The sequence below is a fragment of the bacterium genome, from assembly GCA_019637795.1.
Taxonomy (GTDB): Bacteria; Desulfobacterota; Binatia; order HRBIN30; family CADEER01; genus JAHBUY01.
In genome coordinates, this window is the sequence record JAHBUY010000009.1 from 78290 (window position 1) to 96471 (window position 18182).

An 18182-nucleotide genomic window follows, 5' to 3' on the forward strand; every position below is an offset into this window, starting at 1 on the left:
AGGGGCCGGAGGTCCGTGGACAACCCGCCCCTCCGGCCCCTAACAGCCTAACAGCGAACAGCCTAACAGCCTGACCCGACGGAGCTCGAATGGATTTCGGACTGTCTGAAGATCAACTGCTGCTGAAGGATACGATCAAGCGCTTCCTCGCCGAGCAGTGCCCGACGACGCGGGTGCGGCAGATCATGGAAGGCGAGGCGGGCGAGGCGCGACGGCTGTGGACGCAGTTGGCGGAGCTCGGCGTCGCCGGGGTGATCGCGCCGGCGTCGCACGGCGGGCTCGAACGCGAGCTGCTCGACCTGGCGCTCGTCGCCGAGGAGCTCGGCTACGCCGCGGCGCCGGGGCCGTTCCTCGGGTGCGCCATGGCGACGGTGGCGCTCAACGAAGGCGGCGACCAGGCGCTGCAGGACGCGTGGCTGCCCAAGCTCGCCGCCGGCGAGGCGGTGGCGACCATCGCCTGGGGCGAAGAGCACGGCGAGTGGACGCCGTCGGCGCTGCAGGCGCACGCCGCCGGCGGCCGGCTGACCGGCCGCAAGCTGCTGGTGCCGAGCGCGCAGATCGCCGACCTGTTCGTGGTCGCGGCGCGCGACGAGCACGGCGGCCCGCACCTGTTCGCCGTCGAGCGCGACGATCCCGGCGTCGACGTGCAGCCGATGACGGTCAACGATCTCACCCGACCGCTCGACGTCGTCGCCTTCACCGATGCCCACGCCGCCCGGCTGCCCAACGCCGCCGCCGTGCAGCGGACGCTCGACGCCGGCCTGATCCTCCTCGGCGCCGATGCCTACGGCGGCTCGCGGCGCTGCCTCGAGATGGCCTGCTCGTACGCCCTCACCCGCGAGCAGTTCGGCCAGCCGATCGGCGCCTTCCAGGCGGTCAAGCACCAGCTCGCCAACATGGCCGCCGACCTCGAGCCGTCGCTGTCGCTGGTCTGGTACGCGGCGCACGCCTTCGACCGCATTCAGGACCAGTCCACGCGTCACGCGGCGCTGGTCAAGGCGCACATGAGCGATCTCTACGACCGCGTCACCCGCGACAGCACCGAGCTGCACGGCGGCATCGGCTTCACCTGGGAGTTCGACCTCCACCTCTGGTTCCGCCGCGCCCTGTTCGACCGCAGCGTGCTCGGCGAAGCCATCTACCATCGGGCCCGGGCGGCCGAGCTCGCCGGCTGGTGAGGCCGGCGCCATCGCGGCGACGCCACGGCGTCGCCGCGATGGCCTGGCGCACGCGACCGCGGGGCAGACGCCGGCGCGCCTGCCCCGCGGTCATCGCGGCGGCGGTCAGCGGACCTGGACGTCCGCGGCCGCCGTGTCGTTGGCCGGGTTGGGATCGCGCACCGCGCTCGACACCGTCGCGACGCAGCGCAGCACGCCGGTCGCTTCGGGCACGATCACCAGGCGCTCCTTGGCGGCCTTGCGGGCGCGCACGGTGCCGGACGGACAGATCAGCGCCCCGCCATCCACCGCGCAGTCGCTGGCCTGGGCCTCCAGGTGGAAGGGCAGGCCCGCGCACCGCACGCTGGTCACCACCGCGGTGGCGGTGTCCGGCCCGTCGTTCCGCACCGCGATCTCGTAGGCCAGACGCCGTCCGACCTTGCCCGGCTTGCCCTTCGCCTCGAAGCTGAGCCGCAGATCGGCGCGGCCGGTTTCGAGGCAATCGGCGATGCCGTTGCCGTTGGCGTCGGTGTCCGCCACGCCGCAGCCGCAGGCGCCCGGCGCGACCTTCGCCGGATCGCTGGCGCACTGGTCGTGGCAGTCGGGCGTGCCGTCGCCGTCGCTGTCGGTATCCGCCACGCCGCAGCCGCAGGCGCCCGGCGCGACCTTCGCCGGATCGCTGGCGCACTGATCGTGGCAGTCGGGCGTGCCGTCGCCGTCGCTGTCGGTGTCCGCCACGCCGCAGCCGCAGACGCCCGGCGCGACCTTCGCCGGATCGCTGGCGCACTGGTCGTGGCAGTCGGGCGTGCCGTCGCCGTCGCTGTCGGTATCCGCGACGCCGCAGCCGCAGGCGCCCGGCGCGACCTTGGCCGGATCGTTGGCGCACTGATCGTGGCAGTCGGGCGTGCCGTCGCCGTCGCTGTCCGTGTCCGCCACGCCGCAGCCGCAGGCGCCCGGCGCGACCTTCGCCGGATCGTTGGCGCACTGGTCGTGGCAGTCGGGCGTGCCGTCGCCGTCGCTGTCGGTGTCCGCGACGCCGCAGCCGCAGGTGCCCGGCGCGACCTTCGCCGGATCGTTGGCGCACTGATCGTGGCAGTCGGGCGTGCCGTCGCCGTCGCTGTCGGTGTCCGCGACGCCGCAGCCGCAGGTGCCCGGCGCGACCTTCGCCGGATCGCTGGCGCACTGGTCGTGGCAGTCGGGCGTGCCGTCGCCGTCGCTGTCGGTGTCCGCGACGCCGCAGCCGCAGACGCCGGCATCGGTCTTTGCCGGGTCGTTGGCGCACTGGTCGACGCAGTCGGGCGTGCCGTCGCCGTCGCTGTCGGTGTCGGCGACGCCGCAGCCACAGATGCCGGGATCGGTCTTCGCCGGGTCGTCGGGGCAGGCGTCGGCCGGCGGCGCGCCGTTGATGCGCAGCGTGTACGCCCGGCTCACCTGCGCCGCGTCGGCATCCGTCGCGGACACGGTGAACGCGAAGTCGCCGGCGGCGGTCGGCGTGCCGGAGAGCACGCCGGTGGCGGAGTCGAGGCTCAGCCCGGCGGGCAGCGCGCCGCCGGAGACGGTGGTCGTGTACGGGGTGTTGCCGCCGACCACGACGGTGCGGTCGGTATACGGCTCGTCGAGGTCGCCGTCCTGCAGGTGGTCGATCAGGCCGAGCACGGCGGCGACGTTGAAGCCGGCCATCTGGGCGCCGATGTAGTCCCCCAGGATGGTCACCGAGCTCGGATCGCACTCCGCCTTGTACCCGCCGGCGTTGGGATCGGCGACCGGCGGGTACTTCTCGCACAGCGCCTCGTTGGTTTCCGGATCCAGGGGCCCGGCGTACTTGTAGAACTCGTAGCGACGGGTGACCACCTCGTCGCCGTGCGGCAGCGCCTCGTTGCCGCCGACGAGCTCGTTGTTGGCGCCGTTGGCGTTCTTGAACTCGGTCTGCAGGATCTGCCACTCGATCTCGACCTCGTCCGGCTCGCCGTTCGCCCAGTTCTTGTCGTTGGGATCGCTCGGGTCGTCCGACACCAGGTCGCGCAGCTCGACCGGGTGATTGTTGTGCGAGGTGGTGACGATCGACTTCACCCACACGGCGTCGCCGAACTCGTAGACCGGCGCCTCGGGGGCCGGCGGCGCCAGGATCACCGCCTGCACCTGCGCCACCGGCTGGGCCGGCGCCGGCGGGTAGTAGGTCCAGGTCGGCGTCGACACGTTGACCGCCGGACCATGGACGAGGGTGCCCGGCGCCGACGGGTTCTCGATCAGCCAGTTGTAGCGCACCGCCGTCGGCGCGCCGTAGTAGCCGACGCCGAAGTGCTCGCAGCCGATGTTGACGGCGGGATTCGTGCACTGGTGTCCGTCGGTCGGAGCCGGCGGCGCCGCCGGCACGGCCGTGTACGCCGAGAAGCCATTCAGCGTCGCATCGTAGGCGGCGGCGTAGCGCACGAAGACCTTCGGGTGCGCCGGATCGGACGCATCCTCGGTGATCGTCGGCACGCCGTAGTGATTGTAGTCGTAGGTGTACGTGATGTCGGTGCTGCGCACGTCGTCGAGCTCGATCTCGAAGCCATGGCAGTCGCTGCCGGTGTCGTTGAAGACGTCGAAGTTGTTGAGATCACCATAGGCGGTGCTGGCGCCGGCGGGGGTCGACGCGACGGCGGCCAGGGCGGCGCCGACGATGGCGACACCCAGGGCACGGGGTAGAAAACGGCATGGGCTCATCGAACGGATTCTCCTTCTCGTGGTGGTGGGAGGAACGCGCCGGAGGGTAACCCTGCTGTCCGGCGTTGGCCTGACGAATGTCATGCAGCGCGATGATGGCGCGCGCCCGGAGGTCAGCGCGCCGTCAGGTTCAGCATGCCGATGCGGAAGGCGGTGGCGCCGTTGATGCCCGACAACCGGATCGCCCGTACGCCGCGGATCAATGGCGCGTTGGCGGCGCGGCCGTTGAACAGCACGTAGATGCCCTTGGACGACGCGACCCAGGTCGACCACTGGGTGACGTATGACCACGCGCCGCTGGTGGCGTCCTGCACCTCCAGTTGGATGGCGCCGAGGAAGTTCACGCCGTTGTAGAAGTCGGACCCGGTCAGATTGATCTGCAGGCCGTTGAGGTCGAGCAGGCCGCCGCTGGCGCTGGCGACCTCGATCGCCTGCTCGTTGACGTTGAAGCCGCTCGGCGACGGCGCCGAAGTCGGGTACGTGGGGATGAAGCTCAGGGTGAACAGGTTGTCGGCGGTGTTCTGCACGCAGACGCTGACGGCGCTGCAGTTCAGCGGGCCGGCGGTGGTGAAGGTCTCCTGGATCGCCTGCGCGCTGCTGGCGGCGACCAGCAGGGCCAGGGCGCCGGTGATGGCGGTCTTCATTTCCTCTCCTCGTGGGCGGCGGCGGCGATACCGCCGGCTGGTGGTGGTGATGCCCCGGGGCGCGCGCGGCGCACCGAATGCGGATGATGACGGGTCCCCTCCTCTCTCCGACCGGGATGCATCGCGCGCGGTTTCTAGCGATGCAGCGGTGAGAGGAGCGTGAGGAGGATGAGACCGCTCACATCGCCGTGCCATGACGCGACGCATCCCGCGGACGCTACCGGACAGGTGAACCGCGGCGCTGTGTCGGATGGGCGCGGGTGTGCTAGCAGGAACGCGTGGCGCACACGGGGTCCTGGGCGACGGTCGGGCGCGGCGAAGGAGCGCACGACCTCGCGGCGGATACCGATCGACTGTTCGTCGACCGGGTGCGGCTCGGGCTGTGGCTGGTCAACGCCGGCATCGCCGCCGTCTTCGTCGGCTGGCTGCTGGTCAACGGCACCTCGCGGCCGCTGCTGAGCGGCATCCAGGCGCTCAATTTCCTGGTCGTCGCTGCCGCCCTGCGGCTGCTGCGCGATCCCGAGCGGCGCACCCTCAACCACGTCGTCGCGTTCGTCGCCTATGCGGTGACCATCGTCTCGACCGCCGGCGTCGGCATCGTCGCCGGCGACGGCACCACGCCGCTGCTCATCCTGGTCGGCATGTCGGTGATCGCCGCGGTGCTCGTGCCCTGGCGCCCGGCCTGGCACCTCGCCGGGATGGCCCTCACCGTCGCCGCCGCCGTCTGGACGGTGGCGACGGTGGCGACGCAGCCGCTGCTCTGGCTGCGCAACGCCGGGGCGATCGCGCCGACGTTGATCGCCGCCGTCTACCTCTCGCGCACGCTCAGCCGGCAGCGCGCCGAGGCGGTGCGGGCAGCGCGCGAGCTGCGCGACGCGAACCGCCGTCTCGAGCGCGAGATCGAGGAGCGGCGCAAGACGGAGACCGCCCTGCGCTTCGCCATGCGCGAGCTCGATCACCGGGTGAACAACACCCTCGCCACGGTGCAGTCGGTGGCCGAGCAGACCCTGCGCTCCTCGCCCTCGATGTCCGCCTTCGCTCCGGCGTTCGCCGGCCGCATCCAGGCGCTGGCGCGGATCCACGGCGCGCTCGCGGCGCGGCGCTGGGACGGCCTGACGGTGGGCGAGCTGGTCGAGCTGCTGGTCGAACCCCATCGTCGCCCCGGCGCCAGCGTGCGGGTCGACTCGCCCGACGGCTTCGTGCCCGGGGAGCTGGTGCGCGCGCTCGGCATGGCGCTGCACGAGCTCGCCACCAACGCGGCGCGCTACGGCGCCCTCTCCGCCGCCGGCGGCGAGGTGGTGGTGGCGGCGCGGGTACGCGCCGACGGCGACGCCCGGCTGCGCATCCACTGGCGCGAACGCGGCGGCCCGCCGGTCGGCGAGCCGGCGCGGCGCGGCTTCGGCACGCGGCTGATCGAGGAGGCGCTGGCCTACGACACGCAGGGCCGCGCCAGCCTCGGCTTCGCCGCCGAGGGCGTGCGCTGCGACATCGAGCTGCCGATCCCGCCGCCGTCATGACGTCGCTCTCGCTGCGGGGTCTGCGCATCCTGGTCGTCGAGGACAATTTCGTCCTCGCCGACGCGCTGCGCTATCTGCTCGCCGGGTACGACGGCATCGTCACCGCGATCGCGCCGACGGTGGAGCGGGCGCGCGCCGCGCTGGCGGCGGAGCCGGTCGACGTCGCGGTGCTCGACATCAATCTCAACGGCGCCAGCGTCGTGCCCTTCGCGGAGGAGCTGCGCGCCGCGGGCGTCCCGTTCGTCTTCGTCACCGGCTACGGCGACGATCCCGAGCTGCTGCCCGCCCACCTGCGGACGCTGCCGAGACTGGAGAAGCCGGTCGAGGCCGAGCGGCTGGTCGGCCTGCTGCTCGACCTGACGGCGCGCCCGCGCCCGTCATCCTGACCCGGGTTGGTGCCGCGCCAGCGCCCGCAGCACGCGCTCGGCGTCACCGGCGATGGCGGCGACGATGGCGGCGGCGGGCGGCACGTCGCGCACCAGGTCGACGCCCTCTCCGGCCCACACCAGCGCGGTGTCGAGATCGCCGGCCTGCGCCGCCTCGGCATAGCGGCGCTGCTCGGCATCGCGCGCCGCCTGCAGCGCCTCCTCGCGCCCGTGCCAGCGCTCCGTGAAGGCGTTGCGGATGGCGCGTCCGTTCCAACCGCTCGGCCACGGCAGGCCGCGCACGATGTCGAAGACGCGCGTCCGCAGCGTCGCGTCGCCGCCGCTCTCCACCAGCCGCGCCTTGGCGGCCGCGAGCCCGAGCGCCTCCGCGCTGGCGGCGAAGCGGGTGCCGACCAGGATGCCCTGCGCCCCCAGCGCCAGCGCCGCCACCAGGCCGCGGCCGTCGGCGATGCCGCCGGCGCCGAGCACCGGGATCGGCGCCACGGCGTCGACCACCGCCGGCAGCAGCGGCAGCAGCGCCCGCTGCGCGCCGTGGCCGCCGGCCTCGGTACCCTGGGCGACGATGAGGTCGGCGCCGAGCGCGGCGGCCTGCCGGGCCGCCGCCAGCGTCTGCACCTGCAGCATCACCGGTACGCCGGCGCGGCGGATCGCGGGCAGGAACGGTTCGGGATCGCCGAACGAGAGCATCACCGCCGCCGGATGGTGAGCGAGCGCGACGTCGAGCCGCTGCGGCGCGCGCGCCAGATCCCAGGTGATGAACCCGATCCCCACCCGCTCGCCGCCGGCCGCGGCGAGCTCCGCCTCGATCCAGTCCGCCCCGAGATACCCCGGACCGATCAGTCCCAGGCCACCGGCGCGCGACACCGCCGCCGCCAACCGCCCGCCGGCCACGGCGCCCATCGGCGCCGACACGATGGGATGCCGGAGGCCGAAGCGCCGCGTCAGCTCCGTCTCGATCGCCATGGAAGGAGAGGAGCACGGATGGGCCGCGGTGAACAGGCGCGCGCGACCGGCGAGCCCACGTGGCGGCCGGGCGAGCAACGGGCTTCCGTCAGGGGGCGCCGCGGGGGTACTCTTCCGGTCGTGCGCACCCTCCTCGCCGGGCTCGGCGCCCTCGCGATCATCGGCACGGGCGCGGCGCGCGCCGACTGGCCGACCTTCGCCGCCAACCCGCAGCACACCAGCCTCTCGAACGCGGCGGCGCAGCCGCTGCAGACGATCCGCTGGTCGACCCCCGTCGACCTGGCGCCGCCCACCGGCTCCATCCTCATCCACTACGGCTCGCCGCTGGTGACGCCGGGGAACACGGTGGTGGTGCCGGTGAAGACCGGCAGCAGCGGCGGCTATCGCGTCGAAGCGCGCCGGGCCGGGGACGGGGTGGTGCGCTGGTCGGCGGACACCGACTACATCCTGCCGCCGCACACCTGGACGCCCAGCTACTCGCCGACGCTGACGGCGGACCAGCGCGTCTACTTCGCCGGCGCCGGCGGCACGGTGTACTTCCGCGATGCCGCCGACAGCGATGGATCGCTGCCGATCAGCCAGCGCGCGTTCTACGGCCTGGCGAGCTACCAGGCGGCGCGCGCCAGCTTCGACGCGACGGTGTTCATCGACACGCCGATCACCGCCGACAGCGCCGGCACCATCTACTTCGGATTCCGCGCCAGCGCCGGCGCGCCGCTCGGCCTGCAGAGCGGCATCGCCCGCATCGACGCCAACGGCAACGGCAGTTGGGTCTCGGCGGTCGCGGCCTCGGGCGGCGACGCCAGCATCACGCGCGTGCCGCACCAGGCGGCGCCGGCGCTGAGCGCCGACGAGCAGACCCTGTACGTCGTCGTCGCCAGCGCCAACAACGCCACCAACCACTACCTGGTGGGCCTGAACCCGGCGACGCTCGCCCTCAGGGAGTCCTCGCCCGGGGTACCGATGCGGGTCGCGCTCAAGGATCCGCGCAACGGCGGCGCCAACAACGCCAGCGTCCTCGACGAGAGTTCCGCGTCGCCGATGGTCGGGCCGGACGGCGACGTCTACTACGGCGTCATGGGCAACCCCTTCAACGTCCGCGGCTGGCTGCTGCACTTCTCCGCCAACCTGGCGCAGACGAAGACGCCGGGCGGATTCGGCTGGGACACCACCCCCTCGGTCGTCCCGGCGGCGGCGGTGCCGTCGTACGCCGGCGGCTCCGCCTATCTGCTCTTCACCAAGTACAACAACTACGCCGGCCTCGACGGCGGCGACGGCGTCAACCGCATGGTGGTGCTCGATCCCAACGCCACCATGGTGGAGCCGCACGCCTCCTCCGGCGGTCTGCTGGTGATGAAGGAAATCCTCGCCATCGCCGGCCCGACGCCGGACCCGGAGCACCTCGCGCAGTACCCGAACGCGGTGCGCGAATGGTGCATCAACAGCGCCGCCGTGGATCCGGCGACCCGGTCGGTGATGGCCAACAGCGAGGACGGGAAGCTGTACCGCTGGGACCTGGCGACCAACACGCTGTCGCCCGGCATCGCGCTGTCACCGGGCATCGGCGAAGCCTACACGCCGACGGTGATCGGACCGGACGGCACGGTCTACGCGATCAACTGGGCGATCCTCAACGCCGTCGGCCTGGCGCCCACGCCGTCGCCGACGCCGCTGGCGACGCCGACGTGCATCCCTGGCGGCGACAACGGCATCAGCGGCCAGGTGCGCGCCTACCACAGCGGCCGGCCGGTGGGCGGCGCCACCGTGCGGCTGAGCGGCGGGACGACGGCGACGACACAGACCGATGCCACCGGCCACTTCGCCTTCACCGGCCTCGACGGCTGCCACGTCCACCTCGAGGTGGACAAGCTCGGCGACGTCGACAGCGGCATCAGCACGCTCGACGCCGCCTACACGCTGCAGGCCGTCGCCGGCCTGCGGACGCTCGACGCCGAGCAGCGGTTGGCCTGCGACGTCTCGGGCAACGGCGCCCTCAGCACCCTCGATGCGACGTTCATCCTGCAGCAGCGCGTCGGCCTGCTCGCCACCTTCCCCGCCGTCCAGGCCTGCGCCTCCGACTGGCACTTCGTGCCCTCGCCCGCGGCGGCGGCGAACCAGACCGTCCTCCCGCCGGAGAACATCGGCGTCAACGCCTGCCGGCGCGGCGCCATCGACTACGCACCGCTGAGCGGCCAGGCGACGGGCCAGGACTTCGCCGCCGTGCTGATCGGCGACTGCACCGCCAACTGGCAGCCGGCGCCGTGACGGCGGCGGCGATCACCGCCGCCCCTGCCGCTGCGTCGGCGCGCGCCGCTCATCGCCGCTCCTCTCGCAGCGCCTCGAGCTCGCGCGCGATCTCGCGGGTCAGGGCGCGGCGGTCGAGGGTGGCCTGCTGCTGCTCGAAGTGGCGCTGGCGGTAGTAGAGCTCGAGCGACACCAGGCGAGCGATGAGGATCACCGGGAAGAGTTGGCCGATCGTCGACTCGAGGATCACCAGCAGGCGCGCCAGGGGCGACATCGGCAGGATATCGCCCAGGCCGAGCGTCGTCAGGGTGACGAAGCTGAAGTACAGGTACCGGTGGGTGTCGATCTCGTTGGCCGGCACCGTCGTCGTCTCCTGGAAGGCGCTCGGGTCGAGCGTCGCCACCAACGCGTACGCGAACGCCCAGGTCATCGCCAGCAGCAGGTAGATCGCCACCGCGCCCTGCACCCGGGCGCTCGTCACCTCGCCCTCGCGGAACACCTGGACGAGCAGAATGCCCGACAGCATCGCGGAGGACACCAGCGAGGCGGCGAGGTCGGCGAGCTGCAGCGCTGGCGTCGGATCGACGTAGCGCACCCAGTGGATCGCCACGCCGATGATGGCGATGACGGTGAAGACCACCAGCACGGCGGTATTGCGCGCCGTGGCCGCGATGCCCGAGACGAGCAGGAGTCCGAAGATGATGCCGAAGACCACGTGCCCGGCGATGCCGGCGGCGCTCAGCGGGTAGACGACGACGACGTTGATCACCAGGAAGATCAACATCGCCGTGAGACTGCGCTCGTGCGCCCAGGGCTGGGCGAGCCGGGAACGCAGCGAGGTGCTCATCGGACAGCCGGTGCGGTGCGGCCGCCGCCGGTCGTCAGGCCGGCGGCGGCGCGGCGGGCGCGTTCTCGGATCCGGCGTCCTCGCTGCGCCGCGACAGGCGTTCGACCACGTAGAAGCTCACCGGGATGATGAAGATGGCGATCAGCGACGCGGCGGTCATGCCGCCGATGACCGCGGTGCCGAGCATGCGCCGCGACATGGCGCCGGCGCCGCTGGCGATCGCCAGCGGCACGACGCCGAGGATGAACGCGAAGGCGGTCATCAGGATCGGCCGCAGGCGCAGCCGGGCGCCGGCCAGCGCGGCGTCGATCAGCGGCGTCCCCTTCTCGTACTCGTCCTTGCAGAACTCGACGATGAGGATGGCGTTCTTGGCCGCCAGGCCGATCAGCATGACCAGACCGATCTGCACGTAGACGTTGTTCTCGTAGGCGCGCAGCCAGACCGCGAAGAAGGCGCCGAACACGGCGATCGGCACGCCGAGCAGGACGCTGAACGGCAGCGACCAGCTCTCGTACTGCGCCGCCAGGATGAGGAACACCATGAGCAGCGAGAAGCCGAAGATCAGCATCGGCGACACGCCCTGCGCCGCCACCTGCTCCTGGAACGACATGCCCATGTAGTCGAAGCCCATCTCGTTCGGCTGGGTCTCGCGGAAGACCGCCTCCAGCGCCGCCATCGCCTGCCCGGAGCTGAACCCCGGCTTGGTGATGGCGTTGATCTGGGCGGCGCGGTAGGCGTTGTAGCGCAGCGTGAATTCCGGGCCGTTGATGCTCTGCATGTCGACCAGGGTCGACAGCGGCACCTGCTGGCGTTCCTTGTTCAGCACGTAGAAGAGCCCGACGTTCTCGGCGTTCGTGCGCGCCTTGCCCTCGGCCTGCACGTACACCTGCCAGACGCGGCCGAAGCGATTGAAATAGTTCACGAACGAGCCGCCCATGAAGGCCTGCAGGGTCTTGTAGACCGCGCTCAGGTCGACGCCCTGCTTGAGCACCTTGTCGCGGTCGACCGCGGCGAAGACCTGCGGCACGCTGGGGATGAAGGTCGTCGTCACCGAGGCGAACTCCGGCCGTTGCCGCGCCGCCTCGAGGAAGCGGTTGGTGTTCGCCGCCAGGAAGTCGATGGTGCTGCCGGAGCGGTCCTCGAGCATGAACGTCGCGCCGCCGGAGGTGCCGACGCCGGGGATCGCCGGCGGCGGGAACGCGAAGGCCTGCGCCTCGGGCAGCATGTACAGCTTGGCGTTGATCTCGCGCATGATCACGTCGGCGGTGCGCCCCTTCGGATCGCGCTCCGCCCACGGCGCCAGGGTGACGAAGTAGAAGCCGTTGTACGTCGTGTTGACGCCGCTCAGCAGGCTGAAGCCGACGACGGTGTTGTAGCTCTGCACGCCGTCGGTCGCGGCCAAGATCTGCTCGATCTGGCGGCAGGTGGCGTCGGTGCGCTGCAGCGATGCCGCGTTCGGCAACTGCACGTTCATGTAGAAATAGCCCTGGTCCTCATCCGGCAGGAAGCTGGCCGGGAGCCGGCTGCCGAAGAAGCCGGCGAGCACGGCGAGGCCGGCCAGCAGCAGCATGGCCATGCCGGCGTGACGGATGAGGTGATGCGACCAGTTGACGTACCCGTCGGTGGCCCGCCCGAAGACGCGGTTGAACCAGCGGAAGAAGACGCCGAGCGGACCGCGCGCCTCCTTCCGCGGGCGCAGCAGCAGCGCCGCCAGCGCCGGGCTGAGCGACAGGGCGTTGAAGGCCGAGATCACCACCGACACCGCGATGGTGACGGCGAACTGCTGGTAGAGACTGCCGGTGATGCCGGGAATGAACGCCGTCGGCACGAACACGGCCGTCAGAATGAGGGCGATCGCCACCACCGGTCCCGACACCTGGTCCATCGCCTTGAAGGCGGCGTCGCGCGGCGAGAGCCCGTTCTCGATGTGGTGCTCGACCGCCTCGACGACGACGATCGCGTCGTCGACGACGATGCCGATCGCCAGCACCAGGCCGAACAGCGACAGCGTGTTGATGGAGAACCCGAGCAGCGGGAAGATCGCGAAGGTGCCGACCAGCGAGACCGGGACCGCGAGCAGCGGAATCAACGTGGCGCGAAAGCCCTGGAGAAACACGAAGACGACGATGATCACCAGGACCAACGCCTCGAACAGCGTCTTGACGATCTCGTCGATGCCCTCGCTCACCGCCAGCGTGGTGTCGAGCGAGACGACGTAGTCGAGGTCGGCGGGGAACCGCGTCTTCGCCTCCTCCATCAGCGCCTTGGCGCGGTGCATGGCATCGAGCGCATTGCTGCCGGGGAGCTGGTAGATGGCGATGATCGCCGCCGGCTTGCCGTTGAGGCGGCCGATGACCGTGTAGCTCTGGGCGCCGAGCTCGATGCGCGCCACGTCGCGCATGCGCACGAGCGAGCCGTCGACGTTGGCGCGGACGACGATGTTGCCGAACTCCTCCTCGTCCACCAGGCGGCCCTGGGCGCGCACCGTGTAGGTGAACTGCTGCCCCGGCGGCACCGGCTCGCCGCCGATCTGGCCGGCGGGATTGACGGTGTTCTGCTTGTTCAGCGCGTCGAGGATCTCGGTGACGGTGATGCCGAGCTTCGACAGGGTGTCCGGATCGAGCCAGAAGCGCATCGCGTACTGGCCGGCGCCGAAGATCTGCACCTGGCCGATGCCGGGCAGGCGCGACATCGGATCGTTGATGTTGATGGTGGCGTAGTTCGAGAGGAACAGCGCGTCGTAGGTGTCGTTCGGCGAATAGAGCGAGAACAGCGCCAGCGGGCTGGTGGTCGAGGTCTTGATGGTGACGCCGTAGTTGCGGACGTCGACCGGCAGTTGCGACTCCGCCTGCAGGTAGCGCATCTGCGTCAGGATCTGGTCGGTATTGACGTTGGTGCCGACGTCGAAGTCCACCTTCAGCGTCATCGCCCCGGTGCTGGCGTTGGTCGAGTACATGTAGATCATGCCGTCGACGCCCTGCATCTGCTGTTCGATGGGGGTCGCGACCGACTGCTCGACCGTCAGCGCGTCGGCGCCGACGTAGGTCGCCGAGAGCTGGATCTCCGGCGGGGCGATGTTGGGGAACTGCGCGATCGGCAGTTGCACCATCGAGATCACCCCGATGATCACCATGACGATCGAGATGACCATCGCCACGATGGGGCGATTGATGAAGAAGTGCGACATGCGGCGGCGCCCGCTCGCGTCTCAGCCGGCGGGCTTCGGCGACGGGGTCGGCGGCGGCGTCCAGGGGCGGGGGTTGACCTTCGCCCCGGCGCGGATCTTCTGCAGCCCCTCCGCGACCACCCGCTCGCCGGCGGCGAGCCCGGACTGCACCACCTGGTCGATGCCGATCAGCGGCCCGAGCGTCACCGGCCGCATCTCGACCACGTCGTCGGCGCCGACCACCGCCACCAGCGCCGTGCCCTGCATGTCCTGCACGGCGCGCTGCGGGATGACCAGCGCCTTGGGCAGCGTGTCGATGTTCGCCCGCACCTTGGCGTACCCGCCGGGGCGGAGGACGTTGTTCGGGTTCGGGAACAGGGCCTCGAGCGTGATCGTGCCGGTGCGCGGGTCGACCTCGCGGCCGACGACGCTCACCGTCCCGCGGTATGGATAGAGGCCGCCGTCGGCGGTGTAGAGCTCGAGCTTGTCCTTGCGTGCCGGATCGGTGTCGGTGCCCGGATCGGTTTCGCGCGGGTGGGCGCGCCGGTAGCGCAGGTAGTCCTGCTCGCTCACCGGGAACACGGCCTTGATCGGATCGAGCTGCGAGACCGTCGTCAGCTTCGTCGTCGGCTCGACCAGGTCGCCGACCTGGGCAATGGCAATGCCCGAGACGCCGGTGATCGGCGACATCACCTTGGTCCAGCCGAGGTTGAGCTTCGCCTGCTCGACCTGCGCCTTGGCCGACTCGACCGCCGCCAGGTTGGCCTGGTTGGCCTGCACGGCGTTGTCGAGCTCCTGCTGGCTCACCGCGCCTTCCTTGGCCAGCGGCGTGTAACGGGCGACGTCGAGCTGGGTCTTCACCAGCGCCGCCTGCGCCTGCGCCAGCGCGCCGCGCCACTGGTCGAGCTGGGCCTGGAATTCCCGCGGATCGATCTGGAACAGGAGCTGCCCGGTCTGCACCACCGAGCCCTCCTCGTAGGCCTTGGCCAGCAGATAGCCCTTCACCTGCGGGCGGATCTCGGCGTTGATGTAGCCGGTCAGGGTGCCGATCCATTCCTGCCAGACCGGCACGTCCTTCTCCGCCACCGCCACCACCTGCACGTCCATGGCGGGCGGCGCCGCGGCCTCCTGGCTCTTGCCACAGGCCGCCAACCCGGCGACGGCGACCACCGCCAGGCCGTAGCAGGTCTGACGAAGTCGTCGCATCGATCTCCCCCACGGCACACGGACCGGGCCACGTCGTCGCACGGCTGGTCAAGTAGTCGATGGGGTGGCGTTGTCAACCCGAAGAGCCGGCGCGCACACTGCCTCGCGCCTGTCCCGCCGTCCGGCGAACGGCTAAGACGGCTGCCAGACATGTCCGTCCTGGCCCTCCGCCTGCTGCCGATCCTCGCCTGGGCGCGCACCTACCGGCGGCAGTGGCTGCGGGCCGATCTGGTCGCCGGCCTGACCACCGCCGCGGTGGTGGTCCCGAAGGCCATGGCCTACGCCACCGTCGCCGGGCTGCCGGTCGAGGTCGGGCTCTACACGGCGCTGGCCCCGATGGTCATCTACGCCCTCCTCGGCACCTCGCGCGCGCTCAGCGTCAGCACGACCACCACGCTGGCGATCCTCGCCGGCACCGACCTGGCGAGCGCCGTCCCGGACGGCGACGCGGCGGCGCTGCTGGCCGCCACCGCGACTCTGGCGGTGCTGGTGGGCGCCATCCTCGCCCTGGCGGCGGTGCTCCGCCTGGGCTTCGTCGCCAGCTTCATCTCCGAGCCGGTGCTGATCGGCTTCAAGGCCGGCATCGGGGTGGTGATCGTCGTCGACCAGGTGCCAAAGCTGCTCGGCCTGCACATCGCGGGCGCGCCGTTCCTGCAGAAGCTGGCGGCGGTGGTCGCCCACCTGCCGCAGACCTCGCTCCCGACGCTGGCCCTCGGCGCGGCGATGATCGCCGTCCTGGTGGTGCTCGAGCACCGCTGGCCACGCCTGCCGGCGCCGCTGATCGCCGTCGCCCTCGGCATCGCCGCGGCGGCGCTGCTGGCGGCGCGCTTCGGCATCGAGCTGGTCGGGCACATCCCGCAGGGTCTGCCGGCCTTCACGCCGCCGCGCCTCGACCTGGTCGAGGTGCTCTGGCCGGGCGCCCTCGGCATCGCGCTCATGAGCTTCACCGAGACGATCGCCGCCGGCCGCGCTTTCGCCGGCCGCGACGAGCCGCGGCCCGACGCCAACCAGGAGCTGCTCGCGAGCGGTCTCGCGAACGCCGTCGGCGGCCTGCTGGGCGCCATGCCGGCCGGCGGCGGAACCTCGCAGACGGCGGTGAACCGCCTCGCCGGCGCGCGCACCCAGCTCGCGGCGCTGGTCACCGCCGCGGCCACCGTCGCCACCCTGCTGTTGCTGGCGCCGCTGATCGGCCGCATGCCGCAGGCGACGCTCGCCGCCGTCGTCATCGTCTACTCGCTCGGCCTCGTCCAGCTCGCCGACTTCCGCGCCATCCTCGCCACCCGGCGGATGGAGTTCACCTGGGCGGTGGTGGCGTTCGCCGGCGTCGTCCTCCTCGGCACCCTGAAGGGCATCCTGGTCGCCATCATCCTCTCGATGGTGGCGCTGTCGTACCAGGCGGCGCGGCCGCGCGTGTACATGCTCGGCCGCAAGCGCGGAACGGACGTGTTCCGGCCGCTCTCGCCGGAGCACCCCGACGACGAGATCGTGCCCGGCCTGCTGGTGGTCCAGCCGCAGGGCCGCATCTTCTTCGCCAACGCGCAGCACATCGGCGAGCAGATCATGACCCTGATCGACGCCGCCTCGCCACGCGTCGTGGCGCTCGAGATGAGCGCCGTGCCCGACATCGAGTACTCGGCGCTGAAGATGCTCAGCGACGGCGAGGAGCGCCTGCGCGAACGCGGCATCGCCCTGTGGCTGGTGGCGCTGACGCCGGAGGCGCTCGGCATGGTGCAGCGCTCGCCACTCGGCCGCGCCCTGGGTCGCGAGCGGCTGCTGTTCACGCTCGCCCAGACGGTCGAGCAGTTTCGCGCCCTGGTCCGCTGAACGGCGCGGAGGCGGGGTCCCAGGCCGTGTTCGTGGTGCGGCGACGCGGCACCTGGTAGCGTTCGCCGCTCAGGGAGGACCTCATGTCGCACGCGCTCCAGTTCTACATCGACGGTCGCTGGGTGGATCCGATCACGCCGCGCACGTTGGCGGTGATCGACCCGGCGACCGAGGAAGCGATCGCGCAGATCAGCCTCGGCAGCGCCGCCGACGTCGATCGCGCCGTGGCCGCGGCGCGCGCCGCCTTCGAGAGCTTCTCGCGCGCGACCCGGGAGGAACGCGTCGCGCTGCTGGAACGCATCGTGGCGGCCTACCAGGCGCGGCTCGGCGATCTCGCGCAGACGATCTCGCGCGAGATGGGCGCGCCGCTCTGGCTGGCGAAGGGCGCCCAGGCGCCGGCCGGCCTCGCCCACTTTCAGCAGACGCTGGCGGTGCTGAAGGACTACCCGTTCAGCGAGCAGCGCGGCACGACCCGCCTGGTGCGCGAGCCGGTGGGCGTCTGCGGCCTGATCACGCCGTGGAACTGGCCGGTGAACCAGATCGCCTGCAAGGTCGCGCCGGCCCTCGCCGCCGGCTGCACGATGGTGCTGAAGCCGAGCGAGATCGCGCCGCTGAGCGCGGTGATCGTCGCCGAGATCCTCGACGCCGCCGGCGTCCCGCCCGGCGTCTTCAACCTGGTGCAGGGCGACGGGCCGTCGGTGGGCGCGGCGATCGCCGGCCATCCGGACATCGACATGGTGTCGTTCACCGGCTCCACCCGCGCCGGCGTGCAGGTGGCCAAGGCGGCCGCCGACACCGTCAAGCGCGTCGCCCAGGAGCTCGGCGGCAAGTCGGCGAACATCATCCTCGACGACGCCGACCTGCCGCGCGCCGTGCAGGCGGGCGTCAAGGCCTGCTTCACCAACAGCGGCCAGTCCTGCAACGCGCCGACCCGCATGCTGGTGCCGCGCGCCCAGCTCGCCGAGGCGGTGGCGGCGGCGCGCGCCGCCGCCGAGGCGGTGGTGGTCGGCGATCCGGCGGCGGCCGACACCACCATCGGACCGGTGGTGAGCGCGGCGCAGTTCGACAAGATCCAGCGCCTGATCGAGGCCGGCATCCGCGAGGGCGCCGAGCTGGTCGCCGGCGGGCCGGGCCGGCCGCCGGGACTGGCGCGCGGCTACTACGTGCGGCCGACGGTCTTCGCCAACGTCCGCAACGACATGACCATCGCCCGCGAGGAGATCTTCGGCCCGGTGCTGTCGATCCTCCCCTACGACGACGAGGAGCAGGCGATCCGCATCGCCAACGACACCCCCTACGGCCTCTCCGGCTACGTCCAGTCCGGCGACCCGGCGCACGCCCTGCGCGTCGCCGCCCGACTGCGCACCGGCAACGTGCACCTCAACGGCGCCCGCGCCGATTTCGCCGCCCCCTTCGGCGGCTACAAGCAGTCCGGCAACGGTCGCGAGTGGGGCGAATACGGCTTCGAGGAGTTCCTCGAGGTCAAGGCGATCATGGGCGCCGCCGCCTGATCCGGCCGCGC

Annotated in this window: 12 protein-coding genes; 6 read left to right on the forward strand and 6 right to left on the reverse strand. The window is 71.7% G+C overall.

Features of this window, described 5'->3' with window-relative positions; genetic code table 11:
- Positions 1–89: 89 nt before the first annotated feature.
- Positions 90–1178, forward strand: a complete 1089-nt coding sequence (locus KF840_25520; GenBank protein MBX3028264.1) for an acyl-CoA/acyl-ACP dehydrogenase — start codon at positions 90–92, stop codon at positions 1176–1178.
- A gap of 105 nt (positions 1179–1283) precedes the next feature.
- Here KF840_25520 and KF840_25525 read toward each other — a convergent pair whose 3' ends face one another.
- Entirely contained in the window at positions 1284–3863 is a 2580-nt protein-coding gene (locus KF840_25525; protein ID MBX3028265.1) for a putative Ig domain-containing protein, read from the reverse strand.
- A 113-nt stretch (positions 3864–3976) separates the two neighbouring features.
- Entirely contained in the window at positions 3977–4507 is a 531-nt protein-coding gene (locus KF840_25530; GenBank protein ID MBX3028266.1) for a hypothetical protein, read from the reverse strand.
- A gap of 278 nt (positions 4508–4785) precedes the next feature.
- Here KF840_25530 and KF840_25535 point away from each other — a divergent pair, with 278 nt between their 5' ends.
- Complete coding sequence (locus KF840_25535) at positions 4786–6024, forward strand: sensor histidine kinase (protein MBX3028267.1); 1239 nt, start codon at positions 4786–4788, stop codon at positions 6022–6024.
- Positions 6021–6410 (forward strand): response regulator, encoded by a 390-nt coding sequence (locus tag KF840_25540; GenBank protein ID MBX3028268.1) that lies wholly within the window; start codon positions 6021–6023, stop codon positions 6408–6410. The genes KF840_25535 and KF840_25540 overlap by 4 nt, the downstream gene beginning before the upstream one ends.
- Here KF840_25540 and KF840_25545 read toward each other — a convergent pair.
- Positions 6402–7373, reverse strand: a complete 972-nt coding sequence (locus KF840_25545) for a nitronate monooxygenase (protein MBX3028269.1) — start codon at positions 7371–7373, stop codon at positions 6402–6404. The genes KF840_25540 and KF840_25545 overlap by 9 nt on opposite strands.
- A gap of 120 nt (positions 7374–7493) precedes the next feature.
- Between KF840_25545 and KF840_25550 the strand changes: the two genes are divergently transcribed.
- Positions 7494–9638, forward strand: a complete 2145-nt coding sequence (locus KF840_25550; GenBank protein ID MBX3028270.1) for a dockerin type I repeat-containing protein — start codon at positions 7494–7496, stop codon at positions 9636–9638.
- A 49-nt stretch (positions 9639–9687) separates the two neighbouring features.
- On the opposite strand, the gene KF840_25555 is transcribed toward KF840_25550, so the two are convergent.
- The 3 genes from KF840_25555 to KF840_25565 are packed head-to-tail and all read right to left on the reverse strand — an operon-like array spanning position 9688 to position 14836.
- Positions 9688–10464: a two pore domain potassium channel family protein gene (locus KF840_25555; protein MBX3028271.1), complete on the reverse strand. Its 777-nt coding sequence runs from the start codon at positions 10462–10464 to the stop codon at positions 9688–9690.
- A gap of 34 nt (positions 10465–10498) precedes the next feature.
- Positions 10499–13651, reverse strand: a complete 3153-nt coding sequence (locus KF840_25560; GenBank protein ID MBX3028272.1) for a multidrug efflux RND transporter permease subunit — start codon at positions 13649–13651, stop codon at positions 10499–10501.
- Positions 13652–13672: 21 nt separating this feature from the next.
- Positions 13673–14836 (reverse strand): efflux RND transporter periplasmic adaptor subunit, encoded by a 1164-nt coding sequence (locus tag KF840_25565; protein ID MBX3028273.1) that lies wholly within the window; start codon positions 14834–14836, stop codon positions 13673–13675.
- A gap of 150 nt (positions 14837–14986) precedes the next feature.
- On the opposite strand from KF840_25565, the gene KF840_25570 reads away from it, so the two are divergent.
- Both KF840_25570 and KF840_25575 read left to right on the forward strand, forming a co-directional pair.
- Positions 14987–16660, forward strand: coding sequence for a SulP family inorganic anion transporter (locus tag KF840_25570; GenBank protein ID MBX3028274.1), 1674 nt, complete (start codon positions 14987–14989; stop codon positions 16658–16660).
- Positions 16661–16743: 83 nt separating this feature from the next.
- The gene (locus tag KF840_25575; protein MBX3028275.1) at positions 16744–18171 is read left to right on the forward strand and encodes an aldehyde dehydrogenase family protein; all 1428 of its coding nucleotides are present in this window, start codon (positions 16744–16746) and stop codon (positions 18169–18171) included.
- Positions 18172–18182: the final 11 nt, after the last annotated feature.